Source organism: Lacipirellula sp., from assembly GCF_965279485.1.
Lineage (GTDB): Bacteria > Planctomycetota > Planctomycetia > Pirellulales > Lacipirellulaceae > Lacipirellula.
Genome location: NZ_CBDIIC010000002.1, coordinates 4,280,709 through 4,292,833 on the forward strand (window position 1 = coordinate 4,280,709; position 12,125 = coordinate 4,292,833).

Annotated in this window: 8 protein-coding genes; 6 read left to right on the forward strand and 2 right to left on the reverse strand. The window is 62.1% G+C overall.

Features of this window, described 5'->3' with window-relative positions; genetic code table 11:
- The first annotated feature begins 82 nt into the window (after positions 1–82).
- Entirely contained in the window at positions 83–1,408 is a 1,326-nt protein-coding gene (locus ACQY7R_RS24655) for an efflux RND transporter periplasmic adaptor subunit (protein WP_428308208.1), read from the forward strand.
- Positions 1,405–4,515 carry an efflux RND transporter permease subunit gene (locus ACQY7R_RS24660; protein WP_428308209.1) on the forward strand — a complete coding sequence of 1,037 codons (3,111 nt, stop codon included), beginning with the start codon at positions 1,405–1,407 and terminating at the stop codon, positions 4,513–4,515. Before ACQY7R_RS24655 ends, ACQY7R_RS24660 begins: the two co-directional genes overlap by 4 nt.
- Before the next feature lie 137 nt (positions 4,516–4,652).
- Here ACQY7R_RS24660 and ACQY7R_RS24665 read toward each other — a convergent pair whose 3' ends face one another.
- Positions 4,653–5,588: an SHD1 domain-containing protein gene (locus ACQY7R_RS24665; protein ID WP_428308210.1), complete on the reverse strand. Its 936-nt coding sequence runs from the start codon at positions 5,586–5,588 to the stop codon at positions 4,653–4,655.
- 185 nt (positions 5,589–5,773) lie between these two features.
- Here ACQY7R_RS24665 and ACQY7R_RS24670 point away from each other — a divergent pair, with 185 nt between their 5' ends.
- From ACQY7R_RS24670 to ACQY7R_RS24685, 4 genes are all read left to right on the forward strand, one after another.
- Positions 5,774–6,634: a transglutaminase family protein gene (locus ACQY7R_RS24670; protein WP_428308211.1), complete on the forward strand. Its 861-nt coding sequence runs from the start codon at positions 5,774–5,776 to the stop codon at positions 6,632–6,634.
- Between the two features lie 453 nt (positions 6,635–7,087).
- Positions 7,088–7,483: an Hpt domain-containing protein gene (locus tag ACQY7R_RS24675; protein WP_428308212.1), complete on the forward strand. Its 396-nt coding sequence runs from the start codon at positions 7,088–7,090 to the stop codon at positions 7,481–7,483.
- Between the two features lie 43 nt (positions 7,484–7,526).
- A complete protein-coding gene (locus ACQY7R_RS24680; RefSeq protein WP_428308213.1) occupies positions 7,527–8,579 on the forward strand; it encodes a response regulator in 1,053 nt (350 codons plus the stop codon).
- A 180-nt stretch (positions 8,580–8,759) separates the two neighbouring features.
- The gene (locus ACQY7R_RS24685) at positions 8,760–10,052 is read left to right on the forward strand and encodes an OmpP1/FadL family transporter (protein ID WP_428308214.1); all 1,293 of its coding nucleotides are present in this window, start codon (positions 8,760–8,762) and stop codon (positions 10,050–10,052) included.
- A gap of 9 nt (positions 10,053–10,061) precedes the next feature.
- Here ACQY7R_RS24685 and ACQY7R_RS24690 read toward each other — a convergent pair whose 3' ends face one another.
- A complete protein-coding gene (locus tag ACQY7R_RS24690) occupies positions 10,062–11,633 on the reverse strand; it encodes an SAM-dependent methyltransferase (RefSeq protein ID WP_428308215.1) in 1,572 nt (523 codons plus the stop codon).
- Positions 11,634–12,125 lie beyond the last annotated feature (492 nt).

A 12,125-nucleotide genomic window follows, 5' to 3' on the forward strand; every position in this document is an offset into this window, starting at 1 on the left:
GACTGTCTACGACGCAACTTGACATAACTCCTCAATTATGTCGCCAAAAACAAGCATGACGACGAGATCACGACAAATAGCGATGAAGCCCTCAGTAGCCGCGGGTCAACGACCCGCCGGAGCGACCCACGGTCGGTTCCGCCCCATGTGCGTCCTGCTCACGCTCCTCACAGCAATCGCCATCGGCTGCACCCCGCCTGTCGCCGAGCGCACCGAACCCATCCGTCCCGTGAAGACGATGGTCATCGCCGCCGGCGGCGATGTGCGGACGCGCATCTTCCCTGGCGTCGCTGAAGCCGCCCGCCGCGTCGAACTCGCCTTCCAGGTCCCCGGCGTCCTGGTGAAGTTCCCGGTGAAGGAAGGGCAGCGCGTTGCGAAGGGCGAAGTCATCGGCGAGCTCCGCCAGGATGAGTTCCAGGCTCGTCTCACTCAGCTGCAAGGCGAGCTCGACCAAGCCCGCGCCGTCCTCCGCCGGCTTCAATCGGGCGAACGCCCGGAAGAAACGCTCCGACGCGAGTCGCAAGTCCGCGCCGCCGCGGCCCGCATGGCCAACGCTCGCGCTGAGTACGGCCGCTTCGAGCAACTTGTCCGCAACAGCGCCGTCTCGCGGTCGCAGTACGAAATCGCCGAGACTGCTTATCAAGTCGCTCAAGAGGAGTATCAAGCCGCTGTGCAATTGCTCGAAAAGGGAGCAATCGGCCGCGAGGAAGATATCGACGCCCAAGCGGCGACGGTCCGCGGGCTCGAAGGTCGCGTCGTCGAAGCGGCCCTGCAACTAAGCGACGCCACGCTCGTCGCCCCGTATGACGGCGTTATTGCCCAACGGTTCGTCGAAGAGGGGCAGAACGTCCGTGCGAAGGAGCCGATTGTTCGCTTCCAAGATGTGGAAGAAATCGAAGTCGTCGTCGATGTTCCCGAAACGGTGATGGCTGCCGACATTCGCACGGCCGACGTGATCGACCTGCAAGCCGAGTTCAGCGGCGCCCCCGGCCTCCGCTTCCCAGTCGAGATTCGCGAAATCGCCCAAGTTGCCGACCCGACGACGCAGACATTCAAAGTTCGCACCGCGATGCAGGCCCCGACCGACGTGACGATTCTGCCCGGCATGACCGCGACGGTGACGGCCGACTTCCGCCGCGCCAGCGTGCTGGGCGATCGGTTGCTCGTCCCCGTCTCGGCCGTGGTGAAGAAAGACGCCGGCGACCAGATTGTCTGGGTGATTGAAGACGATGGCGACGCGCACAAGGTTGCCAAACGCGTGGTAAAACTCGGCGACGCTACCGGCGGCGACATCGAAATTGTCGCAGGCCTGGCGCCCGGCGACCGCATTGCCATCGCCGGCGCCTCGCGACTTCGCGACGGCATGCAAGTCCGCGACCTCGGCGATCAGCTGGGGGACGCGCAATGAATCTTGGCGTCCTCACCGTTCAAAAGAATCGCATTGCGTTCGTCTCGATGCTACTCATCGTCGTGGGGGGCATCATCGCCTACCAACGGATGGGCCGGCTCGAAGATCCCGAATTCACGATCAAAGAAGCCCTCGTCATCACCCCCTACCTCGGGGCGAGCGCCGAAGACGTCGCCCGCGAAGTGACGAACCCGATCGAGATCGCCGTCCAGCAACTCGGCCAGCTCGAGCGGGTCGAATCAGAATCGTCGCGTGGTCGCTCGGTGGTCAGCGTCGTGATCAAGGACGAATTCGATAAGCATTCGATCCCGCAGGTCTGGGACGAACTTCGCCGAAAAATCGCCGACGCCCAGCCGCAGCTTCCCCCCGGCGCCCGTGGGCAGTCGATGGTGATCGACGACTTCGGCGACGTCTACGGCATCTTCCTCGCGATCACCGGCGAAGGTTATTCGCAGCAGGAACTTCGCCGTTATGCCGAATTTCTCCGCCGCGAACTGTTGCTCGCAACAGACGTGAAGAAGGTCGACCTCTTCAGCGAGCAGCAAGAACTCGTTTACCTCGAACTCTCGCGGCATCGCCTCGCGCAGCTCGGGCTCAACGAGGAAGAAATCTACGCGCAACTGCAAGCCCGCAACGTCGTCGCCGACGGCGGGCGGGTCCAGGTCGGCGACGAGCATTTGCCGCTCGACCCCAAAGGAGGCTTCAACTCCGCCGACGAAATGCTCGAACTGGTGATCGGTTCCGACCGCTCCGGCCGGCAACTCATTCTGCGTGATGTGGCGACCATCGAACGAGCCGATCGCGATCCGCCGCGGCGGATCCTGAAGTACGACGGCCAGCAAGCGATCGGCCTGGGCATTTCGACCGTGCAGGGCGGCAACGTGGTTACGATGGGCCAAGCCGTTCGTGCGAAGCTCAACGAGCTGAAACGGAACCAGCCGATCGGCATCGAGATCGAAGAGATCAACTTCCAACCCGAAGCGGTCACCGAGGCGACCAGCGACTTCATTTTCAATCTCATCAAGGCGGTGGCGATCGTCGTCATCGTTCTCATGTTTGCGATGGGGCTGAAGACCGGCCTGATCATCGGCATGGTCTTGTTTCTCACGATCATGGCGACGTTCCTGGTGATGTTCCTCGACGGCGACATCCTCATGGAGCGGATCTCGCTCGGGGCGCTGATCATCGCCCTCTGCATGCTCACCGACAACGCGATCATCATCATCGAGGGAATCAAAGTCGGCATCGAAGCCGGCCGCGAGAAGATGGAGGTCGTCCGCGAGGCAGTCTTCTACAACCAATGGCCCCTCTTCGGCGCCACGGCGATCGCCGTCATCGCGTTCGCGGCGATCGGGCTCTCGAACGACAGCACGGGCGAGTACTGCAACTCGCTCTTTTGGGTGATTTGCATTTCGCTGACGCTTAGTTGGATTTCAGCGATCACGATCACGCCGCTGTTGAGCAGCATGTTCTTCTCGCCGAAAGCTCCCACGGCCGCCGGCGAGGCTGACAAGTCCGATCCTTACGGCGGGCCGATCTTCACCGCTTACCGCAATTTGCTCGCACTTTCGCTCCGCTGGCGCGGCTTGGTGATGGTCCTTTCTGTAGTGGCGTTCATCGCCTCGCTGTGGGGCTTTGGCTACGTCAAACAAAGCTTCTTCCCGCCGGCGACGCGGCCGCAGTTTATGGTCGACGTGTTCCTGCCAGCGGGGACGCACATCCGTGAAACCGAGTCGACCGCTGCTGCGATCGAGGCCTACATCCAAGAACAGCCCGGCGTCAGCAACGTCACGACCTTCGTTGGCGGCGGCGGGTTGCGGTTCATGCTCGTCTACTCGCCCGAACGCGAGAACCGCGCCTACGTGCAGTTCCTGGTAGACGTTACCGATCCGGCCGACATCAGCCAACTGATTCTCGACATCCAGAGAGAACTCGACGAACGCTTCCCCAACGCCAACGCCGTGGCGAAGAAGTTTCTGCTCGGTCCCGGCGCCGGCGGCCGCGTGCAAGCTCGCTTCCAAGGGCCCGATCCCGCCGTGTTGCGACGCCTCGCCGATCGCGCGGTGCGAGCGATCGAAGACGACGGCAACGCGATCGGCGTCCGGCACGACTGGCGCGAACGCGAGAAGGTGATTCGCCCCGACCTGTTCGAACTGCAGGCCCGCCGCAACGGCATCACGCGAGTCGAGGTGGCCCGCGCACTCGAGTCGGGCTTCGAAGGCCGGCCGGTCGGCTTCTTCCGCGAGCCAGGCGCCGACCGCGGCCTGTTCCCGCAAGAGACGCGGCTGCTGCCGATCGTCGCCCGGCCGCCACTCGCCGAGCGGAACAACGTCGACGCGCTGCGCAGCATGCAGATTTGGAGTCCCGTGGCCGGCCGGATGATTCCGCTCAGCCAAGTCGTGTCGTCGGTCGAAGTCGGCTGGGAAGATCCAGTGGTGATGCGTCGCGACCGCTTCCCGACGATCACCGTCCACGCCGATCCTCGCAGCGGATTGCCGAGCGAACTCTTTGGCCGCATTCGCGCCGACGTGGAGAAGATCAAACTCCCCGCCGGCTATTCATTCGAATGGGGCGGCGAGTATGAGGATTCAAGCAACGCCCGCGCGGCCCTCGCCAAGTCGCTCCCCGCGGCGCTGGCGCTCATGGTGCTGATCGTCGTTTGCCTGTTCAACTCGATCCGCACGACGCTGGTGATCTGGCTGATTGCACCGCTGGCGATCATCGGCGTGACCGTCGGACTGCTAGTCACTGGGATGCCGTTCGGGTTCATGGCCCTGCTCGGCGTCCTGTCGCTTGGTGGCGAGCAAATTAAGAACTCGATCGTCGTGTTAAGCAAGGTCTTCCAGGAGATTCAGCGCGGCGCCGATCCATACCAGGCCCTGCTCAGCGGCAGCGTCGCCAAGCTTCGGCCGGTGATGATGGTCGCGATTACGACCGTGCTCGGCATGATCCCGCTGACGCAAGATCCGTTCTTCGCGTCGATGGCCGTGGCGATTATGTTCGGCCTGTCGTTCGCGTGCGTGCTGACGCTGATCGTGGCGCCGGTGCTGTTTGCGATCTTCTACGGCATCCACGAACCGGCGCCGGCGAAGAAGAAGCGGAAGTAGCTGCCAAACATCGCACTGCGTGACGTTTACCCTAGCCCCGGGCTCCGCCCGGGGGTCGAACCACGCGCAGCAATGCCGATCGGAATGGATGCCGCCCCCCGGGCGGAGCCCGGGGCTAGAACGCACGGCGGCCAGCTTTAGCGCCGGCGAGAAACGCGCCGCACCGGACCGGCCACGTGTCCCGGATATTGCTTCATCGCGGCGTCGACCGCCTCAAGATTGTTGCGGCCTGTGACGACGACCCACAGCGGAGGGCCAAACTTTCCGGCAGCCGGATAGAGCGTCACTTCCCACAGCGAGGTGACGCCGGCCTGGATCGCCTGCATGTTGAGCTGCAGCAGCGCGATTTGCCGCTGCACTTGCTCGTCTTGTTGACGGGCGGCGGCGAGCGATCGCAGCAAGAAGCCGATGTCTTCTTCAGATTCATAATCTTGCTTCGAGTGAGCAGCGAGCCATTTTTCCCAGCCGGGCTGAAGGAGCTTAAGGTCGGCGTCGCTCAACAAAAAGAACGGCACGGCAAACTCATCGCCGCTTTCGGCCTCGATGACGACGCCTTGCACATGGAACGTCTGTGGTTTGTCGCCCTCGGCGATTAACCACCGACGCAGTTCGCGGCCATTGGCTTGTGCAATCTTCCCTTCGTGGGCGACGATCTGCGGCACGATCTGCTGATAGAACTCCGGCAGATTGTTCATCAATCGGTCGTTAACGAAGATCCGGTTGCGACGACGGTCGATCGTCACGTCGCGATCGGCGAAATCGACGACCTTCCCCTTAATCGTTAGTCCGCTCTTGAGCGTCCATTCCTGGGTCGCGTCGAGCGACTTGTCCGAACCTTCTCCGGCTTCCTTCGACTTAAGGTATTCGCGGTCCGCGTCGGAGAGGTCGGCGATGGCGAACGCCGCCAGCTCGTGATCGCCGCGCCGCAACACCACCACCTCGTCGTCGAACGACACCAGGTCGGCCTCCAACGAGTACTCGCCTGACTTGTCGGCCCACTCACGGGCCTCCACGGCGCTCAGGGCGAGGGAGCTGCAAACGATCGAGGCAAACGCGGCAGTCGAAAAACGCACGGCAGGGCTCCTGCGCCGGTGATCAGCAAGTTTCAGAGGGACTTTTATATTACTTCAAGCAGCGGGCCGCGTCAGCCTTTCCGGGCGGCGAGAACGTCCCGGCGGCGGTCCCGCCATTTCCCCGCACCAGCGGCGGCTTTAGAATCACTCGCTCCCCTCCCCCGCCGCCTCGATTTTGGCCGACGATGAAACGCATCCGCATCATCCACGACACCCACTACTCGTATCACGAACCGGTCGAGTTCGGGCCTCATCGGGCGATGATTCGGCCGCGCGAGGGGCACGATCTCCACATCGCGGCGATGGAACTCGCCATCGAGCCCGCAGCCAAGGTCCGCTGGCTGCGCGACGTGTACGGCAATTCGATCGCGGTGATCGAGTTCCTGGAGCGGGGCTCCGAGCTGCGGATTCACTCGGAGATGGCCGTCGACCTGTTCGACGATCGGCCAATCGACTGCGCGATCGACCCGTCGGCGGCTCAGTATCCGTTTCAATACGGCGCCGATGAGCAGGTGGAGATCGTCCCGTACCGCCTACCGAGCTACCCGCACGATGGGCCCGCGCTGCAGAAGTGGCTGCTCGATCTCTATCGGCCGGGGCAATTGGCGAACACCGCCGACCTGCTGCTGGCGCTCAACACTCGCATCTTCGAGGGCTTTCAATATATCCCGCGCGAAGAGGCGGGGGTGCAGCTGCCTTGCCAAACGCTGGCGTTGGGGTCGGGTTCGTGCCGCGACTACGCCGTCTTCATGATGGAAGCGGCCCGTCATTGGGGTTTCGCGGCTCGCTTCGTCACCGGCTACATCCAGATGGCCGACGGGCAGCATGGCGCCACGCATGCCTGGACCGAGATCTACCTACCCGGCGCCGGTTGGCGCGGTTACGATCCGACCAACAATAAGCTTGCCGGCAGCGAGCATGTGTCGGTCGCCGTGGCCCGCGAGCAAGACAAGGCGATGCCGATCGCAGGGGGCTGGTTCGGCGCTGGGAACGCATTCAAGGGGCTGAGCGTTTCCGTCCAAGTTGTCGGCGTTGACGCACGGTAAAAGCCACCGGCTCCGCCGGTGGACGACGTGTTAGTTCGCGTCACTTTTACTCCGTCCACCGGCGGAGCCGGTGGCTTTTATGATGGGCTCAGTGTCCCGCGTTTTGCGGTCGCTTGGGCGTCGCCCCATGCGAGCGACAGTTGCGACCGGCATGTCCGTTACGACCGGGCTGCCCTTTTGTGCGACACGCGAGAGGCCGGAGGCGACCCTCGCAACGCCGGCATCTGCCTAAATTGCGGCCGGTTCCTCGTTTTTTCACCTGATTTGAGGCAGTTTTACCTCAAATTGCCGCCATACAACGTTATTTCCCCCGCCTCGTCCTGCGCACCGCGTGTACTAGAGTTTCTTAGCGATTGGCGTGCATGCGACGGTCATAGCGTATTGGTGCTATAGGTATTTGTCGATGTGCGCGTCATTAATCAAGTCGCGATGCGTTTCTCAAAGGTTACTGAGATGACCACCACCCAGTTCGATGCCTTGGCCAAAGTGATCAACGTCGACGACTTGATGAGTCGTTGCATGGGGAATTTGGACTTTGTGGAACGCATTTTGACGATTTTCCAATCGCGGTGCGAGGCCGACGTCGTCGAGCTGGAAGAAGCGATTCAATGCTCCGACCTGCCGCGCGTTCAACGAATTGCCCATCGCCTCAAAGGCGCCTGCGCCAATGCCGGCGCCACGAATCTCAGCCAACGGGCGAACGAACTGTGGTCCGCCGCGAATAAAGAGTTTACCGACCTGCTGGCTGCTCGCTTCGTTCAGTTCCGCCAGGAGTGGAACGATTGCACGGCCATCCTGACCAACGACGCCTCCCAGTCTTCGCTGCCAGCCATGGCGGCGACGCCCTAAGCGAGGCGTCCGCGATCACCGCACCATTTGACGGGTTCCTGCGATGCATGTGCTAGTAGTCGACGACGACGTGGTTTCCGCCGAGTTCCTCGCGAACACGTTGGTCCATTTTGGCTACGAAGTGACCGTCGCGTCGAACGGGCGCGAGGCCTTCCATCTCATTCGCACCGGTAAGTACTCGATCGTCGTCTCCGACTGGGAGATGCCGGAGATGAGCGGCCCCGAACTTTGCCGGCAGATCCGCTGCCGCCAGTGGAGCGGCTACATCTTCTTCATTCTGATCACTTCGTACGGCGCCGAGCACGTCGTCGAGGGGCTCAAAGCGGGCGCCGACGACTTCCTGACGAAGCCGTTCCAGCCGAGCGAACTGCGAGTCCGCCTCCGCACCGGCGAACGGATCCTCTCGCTGCAGAGCCGGGACGTGATGTTGTTCACGCTCGCGAAGTTGGCGGAATCGCGTGACACCGACACTGGGCTGCACCTGGAACGGATGCGGGAGTATTGCCGCATCCTGGCCGAGGAACTTTCGACCTGGGACAAGTACCGCGACGTCGTCGACGGCGATTACGTCCAGCTGATGTACCTCACCAGTCCGCTGCACGATATCGGCAAGGTCGGCATCCCCGACAGCGTGCTGCTCAAGCCGGGCCCTCTCACCAAGGAGGAGTTCGAGATTATGAAGCAGCACGTCACCATCGGTGGCGAAACGCTCGCTGCGGCGACGAAGGCCCATCCCGACGCCAAGTTCCTGACGATGGCCCGCGACATCGCCTTCACGCACCACGAACGTTTCGACGGCACCGGCTACCCCTTCGGCCTACAAGGGAAGCAGATTCCCCTCTGCGGCCGATTGACCGCACTGTCGGACGTGTACGACGCGTTGCGTAGCCAACGGGTTTACAAGCCGAAGTTCAGTCACGAAAAGGCTCGGCAGATAATTCTCGACGGCATGGGGACGCAGTTCGACCCCGACGTGGTCGAGGCCTTCCTGCGCCGCGAAGAGGAAGTTGTACGGATCTCCGAGACCCTCGACGAGCCGATGCTCGCTGCGGAAACTCGTAGCGAATCGGCTCCGCCGGAGCCGGCTCTCGTCTAGGTTCGCCCGAGAGTTTTCTCAATCGGCAAGGTCGACGCCAGCACCGTCGATTTGAGCGACGCGACTGCTGGAATTGCCTGCGCGCAGCCTGTCTGGTTTGCCGATCTTCACCCCTAAAGCTCTGCACTGTTTAGACTTTAGGGATGGCTGCCGACTTACCTCGGCGGCAAAGGAGGCTCCGTGCGACGCCCTCGGCGAATTTTGGCAGGGGCCGCTTTGTGCCTATCGTGCGCTGCGCCCGCGGCAGCCGACGGCATCATCCTTGACGGCGTCTCGGCGTTCACGATCGGACGCGGCGGTACGAACATCGCCTTCGCCGACAACGGTTCCATCCTCCACGACAACCCCGCCGCGATGGGGCAGATCGAAAGCGAGGGGATGTTCCAACTCGGCGCCACCGGGCTATGGACCGAGTTCCAATACTCCGACGCCAACAACCCAGACACTGTCGGCCAGCATCAGTTTTACGTCTTGCCCGAGATCTCGTATATCCGCAAGATGTCGGACGAGTGGGCCTTCGGCGCCGGCATCTTCTCGCCGGCTGGTTTCGGCTCGATCTTCAATCTCGAAGGCCAAGCGCCGTTTCCCGGGCCGCAACGTTATAAGTCATTCGGCTCGCTCTCGAAGCTGTTGTTTGGCGCTTCGTACACGCCGACCGAGCGGCTGTCGTTCGGCGCCACGATGGGGCCGGCCCTGTCGTTCGCAAACTTCGAGGGACCGTACACGCTGCAAGGGCCAACCGCTCCCGGTCTGCCGACGTTGCTCGATATGGAGGTCGATGGTTTCGCCCTCGTGTGGTCGGCCGGCGTACAGTACCAGCTGACCGACAGCACGTCGATCGGCGCCTCGTACCAAAGCCGCAGCAAGATCGAGGCGAGCGGCATCACAACGGTCGACACGCCGCTTGGTTCCAGCAGTTACGACACTGACGCCACAATCACCTGGCCGCAATCGGTCGGCCTGGGCGTGCGTCAGCAGCTGACGTCACGGCAGGTCGTTTCGGCGGACGTGATCTGGTTCAACTGGGCCGATGCGTTCGATTCGTTCGACATTACGCTGACCAACCCGAGCAATCCTGCGTTCCCACCGATCACCGAACAGTTCCCGCTACTCTGGCAGGATAGCGTTTCGACGCGGCTCGGCTACGAGTACCACTTCGACGGCGGGCAGGTGATTCGGGCCGGTTACGTCTACCACCGGAACCCCAGTCCGGCGTCGACGATGACCGTCTTCATCCCTGCCGCGCTCGAACAAGCCGTGTCGATGGGCTACGGCTGGATGTACCGCGACTGGAACGTGAACCTCGCGTACATGTACTCGTTCGGCTCGCACGAGTACGAGACGACCAGCCAATTGATCGGCGGCGACTTCGACAACAGCGTCCACTACGACCAGACGCATGCCGCGGCGATCAGCTTTACAAAGCTGCTCGGTCCGAAGCAAGGCTGCGAGTGCTCGTCGCCGGTGCGGTAACCCTCGAAGCTAACGCGGCTGTCGTGGGAGATCGGCCACTGAGTTCATCGCTCCTGCACTGCCGTTGCGCGCCGTGGCGTGGCCGTTCATCGCAAAGTGCGGCGTTGCGATGCTGGTCGTCGCTCCGTCGAAGCGGGCCGCTTGGAACGTCAGCGGCGTCTCGTCGGCGTGTTCCGCCTGTCGGCCTACCAAACAGAACTGGTAGACCGAGTAGACTGGATCGTCCTTCTCGGGCAGGTAGAGGTCGGAGGTGACGGTCTCCAAACAGCGGAGGCCAGTGGACTGCAAGAAGTCTTCCGCGTCGTCGACGCCAAAAGTAAAGGGCTCGCCGAGAATTCGCATCCCGCGCATGAACTGCTGAATCGACGCTGGGAAATTCTCGGGGGTCTCCACTGGTTCACGATCGACCAGATCAAGCCACAGCAGGCTGTCGGGATGGCTGAGCAGCGGTCGCATACCGGTGAGGATGTCGCGTACTTCTTCCTCGCTGAAGTACATGCTCATCCCTTCCCAGGCGAGGAAGACCGGTTGATCGAGATCAACCTTCTCGGCGACGACCTCGGCGAGCGACATTGTTCGCAGGTCGATCGGAATCTCGACGCGCGCGACGCCTGGTTGCTCGACGACTTCCGCCGAGGCGAGTCGACGGCGACGTTCTTCAAGCGTCGTCGGGAAGTCGAGTTCGAACAGCGTCGTCCCTTCCGGCAAGTCGAGGCGGAACGCTCGCATGTCCCAGCCGACGCCGACGTTGACGATCTGTCGACCGCCGGCGCGGAGGTAGTTTTTCAGCGCGTCGTCGAGATGCCGCGTTCGCGCTGCGACCATACCGCCGAGTTGCGGCGTCCGATCGCAAAAACGATTGGCAATCGCAACGCCGTGTTGGCCGGCCATGTGGAAGGCGTACGGGTCGGTGAACAGCCCGCCGGTCTCGCGAGCGCGGACGCCGGCGATCATTTCCGCGGAAGAAGTCAGTTTGAGCTGGTAGAGCGTGTTAACTCGCTCAGTGGAGATCCCTTCGGCGCGAAGCTTGTCCGACTGGCGAGCAAAATAGGTCGCCGTCGCCTCGGCCACGGGAATGTCGCCGTTGCGGAACTCGATGGCGATCGTCTCGACGACCGTCTTGCCCTCGAAGAACCGCTTTTGGATTCGTTCGTGCAGATCGGGATCGATCTTAGCCGTGACAGTGAGATCAGAGACGCTGGGGCGGAGGAACTTGATGTCGACCTTCAGCAGCCACATCGAGACCGAGTAGCGCGACGTGACCGGATGAACGCCCAGCACGGGCCAGCCGGTGAGGAGCGAGGCGAGCGCGACGCCGCCAGTGTAGTCTGCGGCCAGTACCAGCAACGCGGCCTGGTGCGTGAAGTGCTGGTTGGTCGAGGGGGCGTTGAGTGGCAGCACCGTTTCAGCGGCGCCCTGATCAACCTCTTTGATTTCCCACTTCACGAATTCGAGGACCGGCACTTGCTCCCGTAGGAGTTTCGTGAATTCGATCGGCTCAAGTCGAGTCGCGCGATCTTGTTCCCAGGTGACGTCGAACAGCTTCGTCTCGTGGGCAGCGTCAAAGCGGAGTTTCTGCATTGCTCTCTCCGTGCGCAGCACGACCGTATCGCCGCCTCGGAGGCTTAGCGACCGCGTACTAGAACGCAATTAAACGGAACCGTGTATTGTCCGGTCGTTTCCAACGACAACCGATGTGCGGATCTGGTTGTGCAGTAACTTGCGTCCGTTCGAAGCTGCAGGTTGCGATCCAGCCTTGTCGCGGCCTGCAGATAAGATCTCATTCGATTCGCCGACTCAGCCAGCGTGCGACTATCGAAATGAGAGAGCTTCGCCCTAAAACCCTTGTCAGAGCACGAGACTTATTTTTGACAGGTGAGCGGAACCACGCAACTTTTATTGTGGCATTTTTGCCACATTGCTCATTACCGCCACGTTTGACCTCCTACGATCGGCTTGCCTTGCACAATCGGCGCCGTTTGCGCTGCAGGAAAAAAGGTAGGGTTTCGGCGAGCAATCTGGGGGCGCTTGCGCGCACTTGCCAGTTGCTCTGGCACGTCGAACGTCCAGCAT